Origin of the sequence: Enterovibrio paralichthyis (assembly GCF_019209835.1) — a bacterium.
Classification (GTDB): domain Bacteria; phylum Pseudomonadota; class Gammaproteobacteria; order Enterobacterales; family Vibrionaceae; genus Enterovibrio; species Enterovibrio paralichthyis.
On the sequence record NZ_JAHUTS010000034.1, the window covers coordinates 1 to 19,187 of the forward strand.

At 52.8% G+C, this 19,187-nt stretch carries 20 protein-coding genes; 4 read left to right on the forward strand and 16 right to left on the reverse strand.

The annotated features are described in order from the left end of the window. Positions 1-158 precede the first annotated feature (158 nt). Together KU854_RS22720 and fabR are read right to left on the reverse strand one after the other, a co-directional pair. Positions 159-536, reverse strand: a complete 378-nt coding sequence (locus KU854_RS22720; protein ID WP_218360561.1) for a YijD family membrane protein — start codon at positions 534-536, stop codon at positions 159-161. Between the two features lie 5 nt (positions 537-541). Then, a complete protein-coding gene (gene fabR, locus KU854_RS22725; RefSeq protein WP_054780514.1) occupies positions 542-1,186 on the reverse strand; it encodes an HTH-type transcriptional repressor FabR in 645 nt (214 codons plus the stop codon). Positions 1,187-1,446: 260 nt separating this feature from the next. Between fabR and sthA the strand changes: the two genes are divergently transcribed. Then, a complete protein-coding gene (sthA, locus tag KU854_RS22730) occupies positions 1,447-2,862 on the forward strand; it encodes a Si-specific NAD(P)(+) transhydrogenase (RefSeq protein WP_218360562.1) in 1,416 nt (471 codons plus the stop codon). A gap of 63 nt (positions 2,863-2,925) precedes the next feature. On the opposite strand, the gene cysQ is transcribed toward sthA, so the two are convergent. The 14 genes from cysQ to gspC all read right to left on the reverse strand — a co-directional run bounded on the left by cysQ (position 2,926) and on the right by gspC (position 15,549). Then, positions 2,926-3,741 carry a 3'(2'),5'-bisphosphate nucleotidase CysQ gene (cysQ, locus tag KU854_RS22735; protein ID WP_218360563.1) on the reverse strand — a complete coding sequence of 272 codons (816 nt, stop codon included), beginning with the start codon at positions 3,739-3,741 and terminating at the stop codon, positions 2,926-2,928. A 77-nt stretch (positions 3,742-3,818) separates the two neighbouring features. Further along, a complete protein-coding gene (gene nudE / locus KU854_RS22740) occupies positions 3,819-4,373 on the reverse strand; it encodes an ADP compounds hydrolase NudE (protein ID WP_218360564.1) in 555 nt (184 codons plus the stop codon). A 22-nt stretch (positions 4,374-4,395) separates the two neighbouring features. After that, positions 4,396-5,142: a type II secretion system protein N gene (locus KU854_RS22745; RefSeq protein WP_218360565.1), complete on the reverse strand. Its 747-nt coding sequence runs from the start codon at positions 5,140-5,142 to the stop codon at positions 4,396-4,398. 1 nt (position 5,143) lies between these two features. After that, positions 5,144-5,629 carry a type II secretion system protein GspM gene (gspM, locus tag KU854_RS22750; RefSeq protein ID WP_218360566.1) on the reverse strand — a complete coding sequence of 162 codons (486 nt, stop codon included), beginning with the start codon at positions 5,627-5,629 and terminating at the stop codon, positions 5,144-5,146. Then, a complete protein-coding gene (gspL, locus tag KU854_RS22755; RefSeq protein WP_218360567.1) occupies positions 5,626-6,831 on the reverse strand; it encodes a type II secretion system protein GspL in 1,206 nt (401 codons plus the stop codon). Before gspL ends, gspM begins: the two co-directional genes overlap by 4 nt. Continuing rightward, a complete protein-coding gene (gene gspK, locus KU854_RS22760; protein WP_218360568.1) occupies positions 6,797-7,816 on the reverse strand; it encodes a type II secretion system minor pseudopilin GspK in 1,020 nt (339 codons plus the stop codon). The genes gspL and gspK overlap by 35 nt, the downstream gene beginning before the upstream one ends. After that, positions 7,813-8,454 (reverse strand): type II secretion system minor pseudopilin GspJ, encoded by a 642-nt coding sequence (gene gspJ / locus KU854_RS22765; RefSeq protein ID WP_218360569.1) that lies wholly within the window; start codon positions 8,452-8,454, stop codon positions 7,813-7,815. Before gspJ ends, gspK begins: the two co-directional genes overlap by 4 nt. Then, positions 8,438-8,800, reverse strand: a complete 363-nt coding sequence (gene gspI, locus KU854_RS22770; protein ID WP_218360570.1) for a type II secretion system minor pseudopilin GspI — start codon at positions 8,798-8,800, stop codon at positions 8,438-8,440. Before gspI ends, gspJ begins: the two co-directional genes overlap by 17 nt. After that, positions 8,797-9,354: a type II secretion system minor pseudopilin GspH gene (gene gspH, locus KU854_RS22775; protein WP_218360571.1), complete on the reverse strand. Its 558-nt coding sequence runs from the start codon at positions 9,352-9,354 to the stop codon at positions 8,797-8,799. The genes gspI and gspH overlap by 4 nt, the downstream gene beginning before the upstream one ends. A gap of 3 nt (positions 9,355-9,357) precedes the next feature. Continuing rightward, positions 9,358-9,795, reverse strand: a complete 438-nt coding sequence (gspG, locus tag KU854_RS22780) for a type II secretion system major pseudopilin GspG (RefSeq protein ID WP_218360572.1) — start codon at positions 9,793-9,795, stop codon at positions 9,358-9,360. A gap of 45 nt (positions 9,796-9,840) precedes the next feature. Further along, the gene (gene gspF, locus KU854_RS22785; protein ID WP_218360573.1) at positions 9,841-11,061 is read right to left on the reverse strand and encodes a type II secretion system inner membrane protein GspF; all 1,221 of its coding nucleotides are present in this window, start codon (positions 11,059-11,061) and stop codon (positions 9,841-9,843) included. After that, positions 11,061-12,596 carry a type II secretion system ATPase GspE gene (gene gspE / locus KU854_RS22790; protein WP_218360574.1) on the reverse strand — a complete coding sequence of 512 codons (1,536 nt, stop codon included), beginning with the start codon at positions 12,594-12,596 and terminating at the stop codon, positions 11,061-11,063. The genes gspF and gspE overlap by 1 nt, the downstream gene beginning before the upstream one ends. A gap of 4 nt (positions 12,597-12,600) precedes the next feature. Further along, positions 12,601-14,619 (reverse strand): type II secretion system secretin GspD, encoded by a 2,019-nt coding sequence (gene gspD, locus KU854_RS22795; protein WP_218360575.1) that lies wholly within the window; start codon positions 14,617-14,619, stop codon positions 12,601-12,603. A gap of 24 nt (positions 14,620-14,643) precedes the next feature. Further along, complete coding sequence (gene gspC, locus KU854_RS22800) at positions 14,644-15,549, reverse strand: type II secretion system protein GspC (protein WP_218360576.1); 906 nt, start codon at positions 15,547-15,549, stop codon at positions 14,644-14,646. A 263-nt stretch (positions 15,550-15,812) separates the two neighbouring features. Between gspC and hslR the strand changes: the two genes are divergently transcribed. From hslR to pckA, 3 genes are all read left to right on the forward strand, one after another. After that, entirely contained in the window at positions 15,813-16,223 is a 411-nt protein-coding gene (hslR, locus tag KU854_RS22805; protein ID WP_218360577.1) for a ribosome-associated heat shock protein Hsp15, read from the forward strand. Positions 16,224-16,240: 17 nt separating this feature from the next. Then, positions 16,241-17,116 carry an Hsp33 family molecular chaperone HslO gene (gene hslO / locus KU854_RS22810; protein ID WP_218360578.1) on the forward strand — a complete coding sequence of 292 codons (876 nt, stop codon included), beginning with the start codon at positions 16,241-16,243 and terminating at the stop codon, positions 17,114-17,116. 312 nt (positions 17,117-17,428) lie between these two features. Further along, positions 17,429-19,060 (forward strand): phosphoenolpyruvate carboxykinase (ATP), encoded by a 1,632-nt coding sequence (pckA, locus tag KU854_RS22815; protein ID WP_218360579.1) that lies wholly within the window; start codon positions 17,429-17,431, stop codon positions 19,058-19,060. Positions 19,061-19,187: the final 127 nt, after the last annotated feature.

The following is a 19,187-nucleotide window of genomic DNA, read 5'->3' on the forward strand; positions in this document are numbered from 1 at the left end:
GCGAGGGTAAGGGCTGTGGTCAATTGCAAAATAAAAGGCTCTAAGTATGGGGACTTAGAGCCTTTATAAGCCATCTGTTGGATCGTTCAACCGATCATTTATCTCTTAACTGATCGGCATTAGCCGAGTGGCTCCTTTTCTGTACTCAGTGTCCCGACTTAATTTTCGTCGGCAGGCATTTTTTTCTGGTTGCCCAGCCAGCCCATCTTGAACATCACCCACAGCGCCAGCACCATAGTAACGATGATGGAGAAGAAGTTGCCGCCAAGGGAAGGGATTTCCATGCGCACAAACGCAGAGTAACCGAACGCCCCCACCAGGAAACAAGCAAAGGCAATCAGCGGCGTACCCTCGGTCAGCGGCTGGTTCACATGCTGTTGGTAAAAACAGTACACCGCAAGCACAAACGCGATGATAGGGAAAATAGAGAAAGCTACACTGTCAGTAAATAACGTGGCTAATGACGCGCTGCCACAGATACCTGCGATGACAGCGAGAAGAAGAAATTTTCGCTCAGATTGATGATTGTGTTCCATATTAACTACCTGCCTGAAGACAACTTATCCTTGAGTGCGTTGCGTTCGCGATCTTTGCGATACCAGTAGGCGCCTTTCGCGATCATTCGTAGCTGGGTGATCAAACGCTCCGCCAATTCTGCGCGGGCGCGCTTGTCCAAATCCAATGCTTCAGCGCCAGAGCTGAATACCAAGGTCACACACGCCTCAGCCTGATTATAGGCGTCTTCTTGGGTAGAGCCGGCGGTTGCCTGGAAATATTCTGTCAGTTCAGCGACAAAGTGTTGAATTTCACGTGCTACGGCTGCACGAAAAGCAGCTGAGGTTCCCGAGCGTTCACGCAACAACAGCCGAAAAACGTTCGGACTGCTTTCGATAAATTCCATAAAAGTTTCAACGGACGTTCTAACCACACTGCCTTCCGCGGCGATACGCTGACGGGCCTGTCGCATCAGTTGACGCAACAACAAGCCACCTTCATCCACCATGGTCAGGCCTAGCTCATCCATATCCTTGAAGTGACGATAGAAAGAAGTGGGGGCAATACCTGCTTCACGCGCCACTTCGCGCAGGCTCAGGCTGGAAAAACTGCGATCGGCGCTGAGTTGGCTGAAAGCCGCATCAATCAACGTTCGACGTGTTTTTTCTTTCTGTTGTGCTCTAATTCCCATCGCCAATCTTTACCTCATGAAATCTAACCGCAAACTATACCCGCTTTTCCCAGCGAGTTCAGTGCTTATGCAATCCAGTTTTTGCAAACCTGTGCCAGATCACCTGCAGTTGACTTCAATTCCTACCCTAACGGGCTCTTTTTCGCGCAAGTTGCGTGATCACCTACGCTGAATAAGCGAGAGTGAATTCTCGAATTTCCTGTGGAGCGTTACACTTACTACGCATCCTTAACATAATGAAAACAAAAGGCCATACGGACATGAGCAAAGCGACCTCTACATCGGCTAACCATTTTGATGCCATCGTGATAGGCAGCGGGCCTGGCGGCGAAGGCGCTGCCATGGGGCTGACCAAGGCAGGCCTTCGCGTGGCAGTGGTAGAAAAAGAGAGCACCGTTGGCGGCGGGTGTACCCACTGGGGCACCATTCCTTCCAAAGCCCTGCGCCACACAGTCAGCCGTATTATTGAATTCAACCAAAGCCCGATATACACCAGTGACAACCGCCATGTGCACAGTACCTTCTCGGCAATCCTGAGCCATGCCCAGTCCGTCATCGGCAAACAGACCCGAATGCGTCAGGGATTCTATGACCGCAACCTATGCAGCATCATTCACGGTGCAGCCCGTTTCAGTGGCACACATGAAATTGAAGTGAAAGCGGCTGATGGCAGCACAGACAAATACACGGCGGATAAGTTCGTGATTGCCTGTGGCTCGCGCCCTTACCGCCCGAACGATGTCGATTTCAAACACCCGCGTATCTATGACAGTGACTCTATCCTGTCTCTGCAGCATGACCCTCGCCATGTCATCATTTATGGTGCTGGCGTTATCGGCAGTGAATATGCCTCAATCTTCCGTGGTCTGGGCATCAAGGTGGATCTGATCAACACCCGTGACCGCTTGCTCTCGTTCCTCGACAACGAAATGTCGGACTCGCTCTCCTACCATTTTTGGAACAGCGGCGTCCTTATCCGAAACGATGAGACCTACGAGAAAATAGAAGGCACCAAAGATGGCGTGATACTGCACCTGCAGTCGGGCAAGAAAATGAAAGCAGACTGCCTGCTGTTTGCCAATGGTCGAACCGGCAATACCGATGCCCTGAATCTCAAGGCTGTCGGCCTCACGCCAGACGCCCGCGGCCAACTCAAGGTCAACGATAACTACGGCACGGAAGTCGAACACATCTTTGCGGTCGGAGATGTGATTGGTTACCCAAGTCTTGCCAGTGCGGCGTACGATCAGGGCCGTATCGTGGCGCAAGCTATTTCAGAAGGTCAGGCTAAAGGCCGCCTGATTGACCATATCCCGACCGGCATTTACACCATTCCGGAAATCAGCTCAGTCGGTAAAACCGAGCAGGAACTGACAGCAGCAAAAGTGCCCTATGAGGTGGGACGCGCCCAGTTCAAACATCTGGCACGGGCGCAGATTGCCGGGATGGATGTCGGAAGCCTGAAAATCCTCTTTCACCGGGATACCAAGCAGATCCTGGGGATCCACTGTTTTGGTGAGCGTGCCGCTGAGATCATCCACATCGGTCAGGCGATCTTTGAGCAAAAAGGCGAAGGCAACACGCTGGATTACTTTATCAATACCACCTTCAACTACCCCACCATGGCGGAAGCCTACCGAGTGGCAGCATTGAATGGGCTTAATCGCCTGTTCTGAAAAGAATGTGGCTGAACGAAAAAACGGAGCATGCGCTCCGTTTTTTGTGTCGGCTTTTGCCGCTTAACCTTCCAGACGCACGATTTGCCGCCATGGCAGATCTGTGTCACCCAACACGATAAAGTTTGGGTTTTCCAACGAGTCGCGCTCGTTGTAGGAAAGCGGCGAAAGTGTCATATCCAGAATGCGGCCACCGGCCTCTTCGACAATGCACTGGGTTGCTGCCGTGTCCCACTCACCGGTTGGGCCAAGACGCAGGTAGCAATCCACCGCCCCTTCCGCTACCAGACATGACTTCAACGCCGCAGAACCCAATGGCACTAAATCATAATTACGGCTTGGCTCCAGGCGGTCAGTAATCGCCTTGATATCCTGGCGACGGCTGATGGCAATCGACAGTGAAGTCAGCTCGTCTTCATGCTTGAGGATAGAAAGGCGGTGCTTCTCACCATCTGGCATCACTTTCCAGGCACCCAACCCTTTGGCCGCGTAATAGGAGACACCGGAAACCGGGCCATAAACCACCCCCATCACCGGCTGGTTATTTTCCACCAGTGCAATAATAGTGGCGAAATCCCCGCTCCCGGCGATGAATTCCTGGGTGCCATCGAGTGGATCCACCAGCCAGTAACGCGACCAGTTGCCACGTTCAGCAAACGGGATTGTGGCATCTTCTTCTGACAACACCGGAATATCCGGCGTCAGGGCTTTGAGACGTTCGGTCACCAGTTTGTGTGCCGCCAAATCGGCGCTGGTCACCGGGGTATCGTCACTTTTAATTTTCTTATCGAAATCGCCGCGCTGATAGATATCCAGGATAACCTGACCCGATGCCCGGGCAATTTCTATCACCGGCTGCAGTAGCTGTGACAGCTCCATGTAACACTCCTCTTGGGCTCTCACACTACGACTTGGCTATGGTGCTTATTGGTCACGGTCAACAACCAGTAATTATCTTACTGACTGTTAAGCTGTTTGAGCGCCAGTAACAACGCAGTAATACTGCGAGCTTCCCCAAAATCGACGTGCGATAACAATTCTTCCGCCTGTGAGACGGGCCAGCGTACCAATTCCAGTGGCTCAGGTTCATCGCCCTCGAGCTTCTCTGGATACAGGTCGCGCGCCAGCATCAGGGTCATTTTGCTGGAAAAGTATGATGGCGCCAGCACCACTTCTTTGAGTGGCATCAGTTGACGGGCACCAAAACCAATCTCTTCTTTGAGTTCACGGTTGGCCGCTTCAAGCGCCGTTTCACCCGGATCGATTAACCCTTTAGGAAAGCCTAGTTCATATCGTTCCGTTCCGGCAGCGTATTCACGGACTAGCAGCAGATCGCCCTTATCAGTCACCGGGACAATCATCACTGCATTGCGCCCGCTCGGTTTCATCCGCTCGTAGGTGCGTTCCACGCCATTGCTGAATTTCAGCTCCAGCGATTCAATCTGGAACAGGCGTGACTTGGCGACCACGCTGGCAGCCAGTATCTCAGGCAGTTGGTGTTTTGCTCTCATGCTCTTCTCCCACCCGTGCCTATCAGCCGTTGAAGCTGAAACGGTAGCGTCCCTGATCATCCGGTTGCCCCAGCCAACCCAGCTGGCTTCGCATGCCTTCCGGGAAAGTTGCGCCGGGAACAAACCATCCGCTCACGCTGTAGCGCTGCTCTGGCGTCAGTGTCAGGTTGAACGCCGTCTCTACCGCCTGTGATTCACTGTCACCACTGACAACCACTTTCCCACTGTCGCAGGCCAAAGTGGCCATAGCGACGCCCGGTTCAATATTACCAAGTGGTGTGCTCACGTTGCCTTGTGTCCAGGCCAGGTTTCCAGCTAAGGCATCACATAGCGGCGTTTTCATCTGATAGTCGCGTACGGTTAAATCAAACTGTCCTGACAGGCTAACAGGCATTGCCATCGGAATAAATGACTGCACAAATCCGGCGGACGCAGAAACAAGCAGGTTATTGGCATAAAGGCCGGCAAACCCATATCCGACATTGCCACGGGCTGACACACCTGGATTACCCGATAGCCGCATCTCCACGTCAGCTTTACCCGCTAATAACGCCAACGGGTTGAAGCGCCATTTCAGCCCCCCCAGGGCTTTGCCCTGAAAGCGCAGTTGCGCAGCGGTGCCTTTCCACACTGTACCGCTGACTTCACCCAAGGCGAGACCAGGTACCGGCGGCATGTAGCGGACAGCTAGGGAAGCGGGAAGATGTACCACCGCGCTCGTCAACAGAACCAAAACAAACAATACGCCCCATAAAACCTTGCGCTTCATCTTACCCTCTGCCCAGTTGCAGGCGTTTTACGTCCACCATGCCTTGTGTTTCATTCTTGCCGATATCGATAAATTTGACGCTGATACCATGGTTAACCGACAGAAAATCGAGCCAGCTGATCAGGGCGTTAAACGGCATCGGTTTTAGCCACACCTGAAGCTCCTCCTGTTGCGGCTGCAAACGGACAATTTCCAGATCAAAACGTTTCACACTGCTGGTCACTGCCTGATTAAGAGGCAATGCACTGACCTGTCCACGGTTACCGCTGACGCGGCGCAGCGCTTCAATTTCAGCTTTCTTGCCATTGACCCACACAAGCAGATTGCGTTCGCTCACCACGCGTTGCTGTGCCTGCTCGGCGCGCGCCTGTAGCGGGCTGATAATGCCCCAGTAAAGTGCACCCAGCACCAATACGGCACCGGCAACACCCATCAGGCGTTGTTCACGACGGGAGAGACCTTTCCAATACGCGATGATGGCGTTCATTGTGCCTCCATGCGCAACACAAAGGCGCCGGTAACAGTTTGATTATCCCGGCTCAATTGCCCAAGCTCGGTGTTGTATTTGTCTGACAGGGCCACACGCAGTTTTTCAAAGTCACTGAAGTCCTTACCGCGCGCATTCAAGCGAAGTTCACCGCGGTCAAGGTCAAAACGCATCGCATCCAGCTGAATACCCGGCGCAGAATCAAGCAATGGACCAAGCTGCGCCATCCACACCATGACGCCACTTTGCGCTCCGGCACCGGACAGGCGGTTGACCTCGCCTTCGAGCAAACGTTTCAGGTAACTGGTGGTAGGAATACGCTGGTTTTGCGGCAGCAGTGTACGTACCACAGATTCTGCCTGTGCCCGGTATTGTTCCGCTTCCGATTCCATCTGGTAAATATCAGCCACTTTTTCAGCCCCCAGCACTGCCAGTAGCAGTCCGGCAGCAATCGCCGCACCACGCCATGGCTTGAGGTATTTATAGATTTGATTTTGTGGTTTGTAGCGCCCGGTCAGCAGGTTATAACGGTTTTGCTGTGCCTGCTGCGCCAGCAGTTGCATGACCAACTCACAGGGTTCAGCAATCCAGTTTTCACCCGCATCTTCAGGTAATTCGGAATAACAATGTACATTTGCTGGTGCTTCGTTCTCACGGGCAGCATTGAGGCTGGCAACCCATACCGGCAACCAGCTTTCTTCGGCACTGCCACCATGATTGGCATCAATACGGAGCAGCCAACGCCGGTTGAGATTGGCCGCGCTGAACCCCTCTTCATGCAAAGGTAAACAGAGACAGTCTGGCACCAGACGCCGCACGACCAGCCCGGCATCACCAAGCTCTTCCAACCAGCGCTGCATAATACGGTGCTCAACAATGGCAACCTCAGCGCGCTCCCCTTGCTTAGCGAGCAAGGCAAGGTGAAGCAGGTCAACATCCTGTGCCAGATCGTCTTCCAACAAAAATGGCAGCACGGTTTCCAGCTGGCGCTCACTCCCGGCCGGAATCGTCACCGATGTCAATGTCAGTGCTGCGCTGTCGGCCAGCGCCACTACATCACGCTCGGTGGCATAGTCTGCCAGTTGGGTCAGGCTTTCTGCTTCACCGGATGCAATCACTGCCTGCTGTGCAGGTGACCATACCAGCCAAGGTATCAGCTCCTGCGGATCACTGTTGAGCCTGATTGTCAGGATCTCGCTCACTCATTCCTCCAAAGCGGCGACGGATCACTGTGACCTCGCCGTTATCATCCCGTTGTAGCAGGGCACGCAATCGCAGCGTGGTGCTGTCCAAGGTAATTTCTGTGTCTAATTCGAAAAAGCGACTGCGCACATCAAAGTAGCTTTGCAGCCTCTCCTTGTCTTCTTTGCTGATACCGGAAAGCGCCGGCTCTGCCAGAAAACTGGCAACGTCTGTCCAACCATCGACAGCGCTTCGGCTGCTGATCAGCGTCTTGGCCTGATCCACCGACAGATTGGGATGGAAAATGGCACTCAAAACGGGGGCGTCGTCCTCGGTCAGTGTGTTGACGTTGATCAGCAGGCGATCGCTGGGTACGGCACACAGGAAAGGACTGACCTTTTTAAATATTTCTTGTGTCACGCCATGTACGGCACGCCATTCACTGATATCCGCCATCAAACCATTAGGCACCACGTGCGCGACCGCACGCGCTTCGTATTCACTGTCTTCAACCCCAAGCGGCGACTGCACATTGGTGTTGGTATCGATATATTCCCAAGTCGCTGCTGCTGCGGTTTCCGCTTCAAAACTGTCGATATCCTGGGATTCAATCAACTGTTGCAATGACACCACCAGCGCCGGGTTGGTGCCATTTTCGGTCGGCTTGATGTTCTGAAGGCCATTCAGGTTAAAACACGCTTGCCTGTCATACACATTACCCGTCGCAGTGCCGCCTTCCAGCGGATAGACCTGATCGCGCACTGCCCAGGGCTGGCTTAGGGTGACAGTATCCTCACCGTCAAAACTTTCTTTAATACCGTAGCGGGCGAGTGACTCAACCGACTGCGCATACCAATATGCTTGCTGATAGCGGATTTGACTTTCTGCCCGGTTGAAGTTGACGAACATCCTGCCCGACATACTGACCGCTACCGTGGTCATCAGAGCCATAATGAGCAGTACCACCAGCAAAGCAACACCACGCTGGGTGCGATAGCGGATCATTGTGTGTCTCCTGCTGCGCCCGGCAACGTTTGCCCTGGCAACAGATAGACACGGGAAAGCTCACCATAACGCTCAGTATCCAGCACCACACGGATAGCACTTGGCATCACCAAAGGGGTATCCCAGCTTTTCTGCCAGCTGTCATCGCCTTTCACTTCAAAGCTGATGGATTTCACACCTTCCATCAGAGGCATCACCGCAGGTTCTACTGCTGAGCTGTCATCCGGATACATCCAGCGGATACGCTCCAGTTTTTCATCCTGAATGCGATAGCCCACCTTCACTATTTCACCGCGGGGAAATAGCTGCTGCGGGTTAATCCAGCCACCCCGTACAAAACGGATCCCCTGCGATTCGGAATCCAACAAATCATCGCCAAACTCAAGCAGGGTTTGCTCACTTTCATCGCCACCGTTGCGGTACTGACGTGCCAGCATCTGGCGAAAGTCGCTGTCCATGATAATCAGGGTACGCTGCAGGTTTTTCAGCGCATTCCCCACTTCTTCCGTTTGTTGGTCGCTCGCAATCACATTCCGGAAAATCTGGTTCGCTGCCACACTCAGAGTGGCAAATATCATCAACGCCAACAGCACTTCTATCAGGGTGAAACCCTGGGATTTTTTACTTTGCCGGCACATAGGTTCTTACCGTCACCAGCGAGTTCTGTCGTTTTTCATCTGTCCAAACAATCACATCAACAGCGCGCAGTATTTTATCTGTGGTTGCCACGGGCTTTATCGTCCAGAACCATTTACGACCTGCCAGTTCTTCACTGCCGTTCTTGGCCGATGACACTGGCTTGTCTTCTAACATAAACAGTGCGAGTTGATTATCCGCCACCATAGACGCAAAGGTTTTTTCTTCCAGCGCGCCGAGGGAGTTCACATGCTGGCCAGTTGCATTCAGCACTGCCATAGCCGCGACAGCGAATACCGCCATTGCCACCAGCACTTCAATCAGGGTAAAGCCGCGAACGCGTTTCACTCTCTACCCTCATTCAGCGCAATCAATTCAAAGGTTGCCACATCATTGCCTTTCACCTGCCAAAGACGCTTTTTGTCCACCAGGAACGTCAGTGAGAACGGAATGATCTCCCCATTACCCATCAAAACTACCTGTGGAGGTTTCGGTTTATCTTCTTCTTCCGCAAACATTTCTTCATCAAACAAGCTGTCACGATCGAAAAGACGGTCTTCTTCCGCGACGAAGCCGCTGACTTCCAGATCCAGCTCAATGCCTTCCGGTACGGTCACTGAAGTGGCCGTGCGCGTTTTCTCTACCGGCTCCCAGTCTTTGGGGGTCAGGCGCATCAACTGGTAGCTATCGTCACTGACACGCAAGCCGAGTGTCTGTCCACTCAGCAGCGATTGCTCTGTCCAGAGTTGCACCAGTTGGTAGAAGCGCTCGGCTTCCCTCTGGACTTCGTCACTCTGGTCATTGGGTAAATTGGGCACCACTATCACGGCACTGATGGAAAGCAAAAGCAGAACCAGCAAAATTTCCAGCAGTGTAAACCCGGACGGGCGCCCTCTTTTCATGGATCAGTTGATCTCCAGCATGTTCCAGTTGCCGATGTCCTGGTTCACGCCTTCACCGCCTTCCTGGTTGTCGGCACCCAAAGTGAAAATATCAATGGTGCCGTGCTCACCCGGATTCAGGTACTGGTATTCATTGCCCCAAGGATCCTGTGGCAAACGCTTGATGTAGCCACCTTCACGGTAGTTACGTGGCTCAGGAGATGAACTTGGTTTTTTCACCAGCCCATCCAGACCCTGATCAGTGGTCGGATAAACACTGTTGTCCAGGCGGTACATGTCCAGCGCCCCTTCCAGTGCACTGATATCAGTCACCGCTTTTTGCTGATCGGCTTTGTCTTTGTTGCCCAGCAGGTTAGGAACTACCAAGCTGGCCAGCACGCCCAGAATGACGATAACCACCATGATTTCCAGCAGGGTGAAGCCCTGTTGACGACGTTGCATTTTCTATCTCTCCTGAAAAAACGCTGACGAGCAGCCGTGTGTGGGTTAACGGCCCACGATATTATTAAGTTGGATGATGGGCATTAAGGTTGCCACTACGATAAACAGTACGATGCCCGCCATGACGATAATAAGCGCCGGGCCGAAAATGCCGAGGGCAATATTGACCTGGGATTCAAAATCCCGGTCCTGGTTGTCCGCCGCACGGGTCAACATCTGCTCCAGCTCGCCGCTTCGCTCACCACTTGCAATCATATGCAACATCATAGGCGGGAATAGCTTGGATTTGTCCAGCGATACCCGAAGGCTTGCCCCTTCCCGCACCCTGTCAGACGCTTCTAGCACCTTGTTCTTCACCCAGGTGTTGGTCATGACATCTGCCGCCACTTTCATCCCATCCAGCAAAGGAATAGCACTGGAGGTACAGATGGAAAGGGTCCGGGCGAAACGGGATGTGTTCAAGCCACGCGCAACACGCCCGATAATCGGCATGTTCAGCACCTGTCTGTCCCAGGCCAGGCGGCGTTTATCATTGCGCAGCATGGCTTTAAACAGAACAAAAATACCGACCACCGCCACCAACACCAGCAAGCCCCAGTTGGTGACAAAATTACTCGCCGTCAGCAATACCTGGGTGATATTTGGCAGCTCAGCGCCGGTTTGCAGAAACTGACCGACGATATCCGGCACCACAGTCGCCAGCAAAAACGCAACGATCGCAATCGCGGCTACCGTTAGGACAGCCGGATAGACCATGGCCTGGATAAGCTTATTTTTTACCTGCTGGCGGTTTTCAACAAAGTCCGCCAGTCGCTCGAGCACAGGGCCGAGATGACCGGACTTCTCACCCGCCGCCACCATGGCGCGGAAAAGCTGGTCGAACACATGGGGATAGTCGCCGAGGCTGTCGGAAAGGGTATAGCCTTCCACCACGCGGGCGCGTACCCCGGTCAACATGTTCTTGAGGCGTTGCTTTTCGGTCTGGTCTGCTACCGCCTTAATACACTCTTCCAGCGGCATAGAGGCCTGCACCAATGTCGCCAGTTGACGGGTGATCAGCGCCAGCTCGTTGGTGCTGATCCCGCGCTTGAACCCGACGGAGGCTTTTTGCTTTTGCTGCTCTTTTTCGTAGGTTTGCGCCACTTCCACCGGCACCAACGCTTTTTCGCGCAGCATTTGCCTGGCCTGACGGGCAGTGTCGGCTTCAAGCACACCTTTGACCGTGCGGCCTTTGGCGTTTAACGCTTTATATTCAAACGCCGCCATTAACCCTCCCGCGTCACACGCAGGACTTCTTCCAAGGTAGTCAGACCCTGTCGTACCTTCATCAAACCATCGTCACGGATACTGGGCATGGTTTGACGCACATAGCGTTCAATGGCCTGCTCACCCGCTTCGTTATGAATCAGCTCCTGCACCTGGGTATCCACCACCAAAAGTTCGTGGATACCGGTACGGCCACGGTAACCTTTGTGGTTACAGGCCGGACAGCCTTTCGCTTTGTACAGGGTCAGAGGCTCATGCTCTTCAAGTCCGAACCAGCTCTTGCTCTGCGCATCGGCTTCGTAACCTTCTTTACAGGTTGGGCAAAGGGTGCGCACCAGACGCTGCGCCAATACACCAAGCAGTGAAGAGGAAACCAGAAACGGTTCAATGCCCATATCACGCAGACGTGTCACAGCACCGACGGCGGTATTGGTATGCAGGGTCGACATTACCAGGTGACCGGTCAGTGACGCCTGAACCGCAATTTGCGCAGTCTCAAGGTCACGGATCTCACCCACCATCACCACATCCGGGTCCTGACGCAAGATAGCGCGCAGGCCGCGGGCAAAGGTCATATCAACCTTGGTGTTAACCTGGGTCTGGCCAATACCATCGATATCAAATTCGATGGGGTCTTCCACGGTGAGGATATTACGCTCAGCGCTGTTCAACTCTGTCAGTCCTGCGTAAAGCGTGGTCGACTTACCGGAACCAGTTGGACCGGTCACCAGCAAAATACCGTGTGGACGTTTAATCAGGTGCTGGAAGCTGTCATGCACATGCGGCGTCATGCCAAGGCTTTCCAAATCCAATTGGGTGGCATTTTTATCCAAAAGACGCAGTACCACACGCTCACCGTGCGAAGACGGCATGGTTGAAACACGCACATCCACCGCACGGCCACCGATGCGCAGTGAGATACGGCCATCCTGCGGTACACGTTTTTCTGCAATGTCGAGACGTGCCATAACCTTGATACGGGACACCAGCAATGGTGCCAGTTTACGGCTCGGGCTTAACACTTCGCGCAATACACCGTCGACACGAAAACGGATCGACAGGCTTTTCTCGAAGGTTTCGATATGGATATCCGACGCAGTTTCTTTGATCGCTTCACCCAACATGGCGTTGATAAGCTTGATGATCGGCGCATCATCTTCCGATTCGAGCAGATCTTCGCTTTGCGGCAACTCTTCAGCCAGCGCGAAGAAGTCATCGCTGTCCGCGCCAATATCTTCCATCAGCTGCTGCGCTTCAGAAGAGTCGCGCTGGTAAAGCTGGGTCAGTTTGGGGTCAAAGTCTTCACTGCGCAGCTGGATGGGTGTGAATCCCTGTCCCAGCACACGGCGCACTTCATTGAGTACTGCCGCTTTTGGCTGCTCACGGTAATAGAGCAGCCAGCCGTTATCCGTACGCTCCACGACCACACCATGGCGCTTGGCAAAACCAAACGGCAATCTGGCAGCAGGTGCTAAAGGCACGACAGGATTGTCAGGCGACAGATCCGGTTCCAAATCCAGAGGAAACGTCTCCATGGTCTTACCTCAGCTCCGCCATAATAGCGCGCACTTCTGCGGGCATGGTCATGTCAGCGCCGTATTCCGGCAATACCGGGGTTTTCACGCCTGGCATCAGTTTCACTTCTTCCTGCGAGCGGTAGATTTGCTCTGCGCGGATGTAGTTGTACTTGCGCTGGGTAATCCCGTCAGCCGTCAGGCCGGTACGGATAATAGTCGGCTTGATAAACAGCATCAGGTTACGCTTGGTCTTGCCTGACGAAGTGGATTTGAACAAGTGACCCAGCACCGGAATGTCTCCCAGCAGCGGAACTTTCTGTTCGCTCTCGTTGGTCTGCTCGTCAATCAGGCCACTCAGTACGATCATCTGCTGGTCAGCAGCCAGTACTGAGGTGGTCAGTTGGCGTTTACCAAAGCGGATATCAACTGCACCACTTGCACCCAGTACGTTGGAAATTTCCTGCTCAATGTTGAGCTGCACCGAGTCCCCTTCATTGATTTGCGGAGTGATCTTCAGTTTGATACCAACATCTTTACGCTCCACGGTCTGGAACGGGTTATCGTTGTTTGAGCCCGTGGTAGAGCCAGTCACAACCGGTACTTCTTCACCCACGATAAAAGAGGCTTCTTCGTTATCCAGCACCATCAGGCTTGGCGAAGACAGGATGTTGGAATCACTGTTGGAAGAAACGGCAGTGACAAGGGAAGTCCAGTCACCCAACACAATACCTGCCGCAAGACCGCTTACGCCGCCCAACACTTCAGCAATCGCCGTAGGGTCGCCGGATTCAGTAATAGGCACCTGTACCGCGTTGTTGTTGTTATCGAAACGGGTTTCGGTGATGGTGGTGTCTTTGGCTTCTTCCTGCGCAGCCAGATAATTGGTGATAGGCACACCGGTATTACCAAACTGGATACCACCGCCGCTCAACGAGCCCCACTGCACACCAAGGTTGGCACCATCGCTTTCTGACAGTTCAACAATCATGGCTTCAATCAGCACCTGGGCACGGCGAATATCGAGCTGTGCAATCACGCTTTCCAATGCACGCATAATGTCAGGCGGCGCGGTGATCACCAGCGCATTGGTACCTTTGTGAGCCGAGATTTTTACATCACCGCCGGAAGGGGTTGCAGCCTGGCGCTGTCCACCCTGCTTTTCAGCCAGCAAGTTTTCAGATACGCCCTGAAGCACATCCACCACCTCTTCCGCTTTGGCATAGCGCAGGTAGACAACGCGGTTGTTGCCCACGGTCGCCATTTCGCGATCCAGCTGGGTGATCAGTTTTTTGATGCGCTCACGCACCTGAGGCTCACCGGAGATCAGCACAGAGTTGGTGCGCTCGTCGGCCACCACGCTGGTTTGTAAAAGTTCAGGGGTATTCTTACCGTCGCTTTGCTTGTTGAGGCTATCAACGATACGCACCATTTCAGAGGCAGAAGCGTGCTTGAGGTTCACCACCTCCACTTCTTTGTTACCGGCTTGGTCGACACGCTCAATGATGTCTGCCAGACGGTTTACCACCGCCGCTCGGCCAGTGATCATAATGACGTTGGCCGGATCGTAATGCACCACGTTGCCGGCACCAGCGTTATCAATCAGCTGTCGCAACAACGGAGACAGTTCGCGCACAGACACGTTTTTCACCGAGACAACACGGGTCACTACGGCATCGCCCTGAATGGTGTCTTTATCGCCCACCACTGGGATAGCTGATTGCTTGGCGTCTTTGTCACGCACGACCTTCAGCACACCGTTTTCCATTTCAACCACGGCGAAGCCATACACAGAAAGCACGTTCAGGAAAAACTGATAGTACTGATCTTCATTCAGCACGTCATAACTGCGCACGTTAACCTTACCGCGCACTGCCGGGTCAACAATGATGGTTTTTTCGAGGTTACGGCCAACAATCTCAATAAATTCTTGGATGTCCGTTCCCTTGAAACTGGCGCTGAATTCGGCGGCCCAGGCACCCATGCTCTGCATTGCCAGCACGCCTGCCACTAACCACGTATTACGTTTCTTCCACGTATTCACTTTGTTCTCCGTTTTCAGTCCGTGTTAAAGACCGATATATATGTCGTGCAACTGACCGTCACGCTGGACGGTAAGGCTGATCTCAGAAGCATCTGACAGGCTTTGCCAGATACGGTTCATTTCTGCCGGATTGGCGAGGTCAGCGCCATTGATGCTGACGGCAATATCACCTTCCTGAAGGCCTGCTTCCTGAAACAGTCGGTTATCACTACCAGGACCGATACGGTAACCGACCAGTCCTTCGTCATTTCGTTCCTGGGACAGGGTGATGTATTTCAGCAATGCTTGCGGGTTATTCATGATTTCCGCTTTTACACTACTCAAATCAGCCTCACCGCTATCCTGTTCAACCGGTTCGCGCACTGGAGCAGGCTGAGGCGCACGTTCCCTGTCATTGTAATCCACACCCGCCAACATCAGGGTTTCATCACGGCCGCTGTTACGCAGGATCACGCGATCACTCATTACTTGACGTAAGATTACGCGCGTCCCTTCAATGGCTTCACCGATACCATAAGTTTTCTGCGATCCACGGTTAGCGATAACTGCCAAACCGCGATCCGGCTCGGAGCTTGCGACCAAGCCTACCAAGGTGAGATTAAGTTTCGTGCGAGGCGCTTCGACCACTGGCGCCGGTGCTTCAACGACAGGTGCCGGCGCGGCGTTGTAACGGCCAAAGAAATGACGGTTGACCAACTGATCGAGCTGGTAGGCGGCTTGCTGTTGACCGGCCGTGGTAGCAACGGCAGTAACAGAGGTAGGGCTTGGTGGTGGAGACGGAACCCAAAACCACACCAAGCGACCCAACGTCCACGCCAGTATCAACACCAGTACGCGGGTAGTCCATTTTGCCAAAGAGGCAGGAAACGTTTTACCAAGTTGTGGTTGAGCCCAATCGGGTAAACGCTTAATCCCAAATATCGCAGACATGCTGTTCCTGTTCAAAAAAGGCCGCTCACCGAACACCAGTGAACTCCTGCTTTTAGCGCGTAACTATAAGAATATGAAATTAACGCCACAATTTACCTGTTTTCCTTCGCTTTGCCGATAAGGGTCATCTGTTTTTTGTCTGCATGCTTCCATTGCGGCTTGAAAGTTGGACGAATGACCACCATATGAGAGCCTCAAATGTGATGCTGATCGGATTCAGCAAACGTGGTAAGTTTAGCCACCAAATGGTGACGGGGTGTTAAGTGAGCGTGAAACACGACGGTAATGACCAAAATTTGCAGGTAAGGCTGGATAAGTGGCTTTGGGCTGCGCGTTTTTATAAAACCCGCACACTGGCAAGAAACATGATTGACGGTGGCAAGGTTCACTATAACGGCCAACGCTCAAAACCGAGCAAAGTGGTTGAAGTTGGCGCTGAAATAAAGCTTCAGACCGGCTTTGATGAAAAGACCGTGATTATCGAAAAAATCAGTGAGCACCGCCGCGGCGCACCAGAGGCACAAACCCTGTACCGCGAGACGGATGAAAGCATCGCGCGCCGGGATAAACGTTCACTGGAACGACAGCTTCACGCACACAACCCCAGTCCTGATCGCCGTCCTGACAAAAAGCAGCGACGCGATATTCTCAAATTTAGACACAGTAACGATTAACGCCGGAGAAGTTATCCATGGCACAAGACAGTCTGCACCGTTACTTGTTCGATGGCGTTTCAGTACGCGGCGAACTGGTTCAACTTTCGGATTCATTTCAACAGCTGACCGGCAGCAAAGACTACCCGGGACCTGTCAAACACCTGCTGGGTGAGCTGATGGTTGCGACCAGTCTGCTAACCGCCACCCTGAAGTTCGAAGGCTCTATTACCGTGCAAATCCAAGGTGATGGCCCGGTATCCCTGGTGGTTATCAATGGCAACCACAACCAGGTGATGCGCGGCACAGCACGCTGGAATGGCGAATTGGCAGACACCGCAACCCTGCAAGAGCTGATGGGTAAAGGTCACATTGTGATCACTATCGAGCCAGAGCAAGGCGAGCGCTACCAAGGCATTGTCGGTTTGGAAGGCGACACCCTGGAAGCGTGTCTGGAAGATTACTTTGCCCGTTCGGAACAATTGAAGACCCGTTTGTGGCTGCGCACCGGCGAAGTTGAAGGCCAAAGCAAGGCTGCCGGCATGCTGCTGCAAATCATGCCGGATGGCATGGGTCACGAAAATGATTTTGACCACCTTGCCCAACTGACAGAGACCGTGAAGAACGAAGAACTGTTCGGATTGGACGCAGAAGAAGTGTTATACCGTCTTTACCACCAGGAAAATGTAAAAGTCTACGAGCCAAAGGCGGTGACTTTCCAATGTTCATGCTCGCGTGAGCGCAGCGCGTCAGCGATTGCTGCAATTGAACGTCAAGAAGTGGAAGAAATGGTGGCAGAAAGCGGCAGTATCAAACTTCACTGTGACTACTGTGGTGCAGATTATGAGTTCGATGCCGTTGATATTTCAGCAATTTTTGACCAAAACGGCCCAGCATCAAACACAGTACATTAATTTTTCTCTTTGCTAATTAATGGCAAGAAAAGCCTCATAAACCGGCCTTTGTGCCGGTTTTTTTATACAAAATCCCTTCTTTCCCCGAAAAAAATACACCGACCTCCAACCCCTTAATTTTGTACAATTAATAACCGGTTTAATGTGGCACAAGCAGTTAACATGACGGTAATATAAAAGAGACAGACCGGTTAAGAGTATTACATTTACTTAATTTGTTTGTGGTTATTTTTTGAATTAAATCCCTGAATTGCCTAGTTCAGGTTGCTAGCATGGACGACAGTTACTTTACATCTTACCCAAGGAGCACCTATGACTGTCATGAACGTCGAGAAAAAGGTTGCGAAAAATATCGATTTGTCAAAGCACGGATTACACGATGTTACAGAGGTTGTTCGTAACCCTACATACGAACAGCTCTTCATCGAGGAAACCAAACCGGGGTTGGAAGGTTATGAGCGCGGTACCGTTACCGAACTCGGCGCCGTTGCAGTAGACACCGGTATCTTCACCGGCCGTTCCCCTAAAGACAAATACATTGTGCGCGATGACACCACCAAAGATACCCTATGGTGGTCAGATCAGGGCGCCAATGACAACAAAGCCATCGACCAGAATGTCTGGAATGATCTTAAAGATCTGGTAACCCGCCAACTGTCCGGCAAACGCCTGTTTGTTATCGACGGTTACTGCGGTGCCAACCCAGACACCCGCCTCAGCATCCGCGTTATCACTGAAGTTGCCTGGCAGGCACACTTCGTGAAGAACATGTTTATCCGCCCAACTGAAGAAGAGCTGGAAAACTTCGAGCCGGATTTTGTGGTCATGAATGGCGCGAAATGCGTTAACGAGAAGTGGCAGGAGCATGGTCTGAACTCCGAAAACTTCACTGTGTTCAACCTGACCGAGCGCATGCAGCTCATCGGCGGTACCTGGTACGGCGGCGAGATGAAAAAAGGCATGTTCGCGATGATGAACTACTTCCTGCCGCTGAAGGGCATTGCATCCATGCACTGTTCAGCCAACATGGGTAAAGAAGGCGACGTGGCCGTGTTCTTTGGCCTGTCAGGAACCGGTAAAACCACCCTGTCGACAGATCCTAAACGTGAGCTGATCGGCGACGATGAGCACGGCTGGGACGACAACGGCGTCTTCAACTTTGAAGGTGGCTGCTACGCAAAAACCATCAAATTGTCGAAAGAAGCTGAGCCAGACATCTACAACGCCATCCGCCGCGATGCATTGCTGGAAAACGTGACGGTACGCAACGACGGCTCTATCGACTTCGATGACGGTTCGAAAACGGAAAACACCCGCGTTTCCTACCCGATCTACCACATCGAAAACATCGTTAAGCCAGTGTCCAAAGGCGGCCACGCAAACAAGGTTATCTTCCTGTCAGCGGACGCATTTGGCGTACTGCCTCCTGTTTCTAAGCTGACACCAGAGCAAACCAAGTACCACTTCCTGTCTGGCTTCACGGCTAAACTGGCCGGTACTGAACGTGGCATCACTGAACCAACGCCAACCTTCTCAGCCTGTTTTGGTAATGCGTTCCTGACCCTGCACCCAACCCAATACGCGGAGGTGCTGGTGAAACGTATGGAAGCGGTAGGTGCACAAGCTTATCTGGTGAACACCGGCTGGAACGGCACAGGCAAACGTATCTCTATCAAAGATACCCGCGCCATCATCGATGCCATCCTGGATGGGTCTATCGATCACGCCGACACCAAGGTGATCCCTGTCTTCAACCTAGAAGTGCCAACTGCACTGCATGATGTTGACCCAGATATCCTTGATCCACGTGACACCTATGTCGACCCACTGCAGTGGGAAAGCAAGGCCGAAGATCTGGCGCAGCGCTTTATCAAGAACTTTGACAAATACACTGACACACCGGAAGGTGAAGCACTGGTCAAAGCCGGTCCTCAGCTGGACTGATAAACGCAAGACCCCATCATTGTGAGCCTCCCCTGTGGAGGCTCTTTTCTTTCTGTGAAATCGCGCCAAGCTCTCAAAAAGCCAGCATTCCCCAACGGCTTCAGGGGTTACTGCTTGAATAACTGTA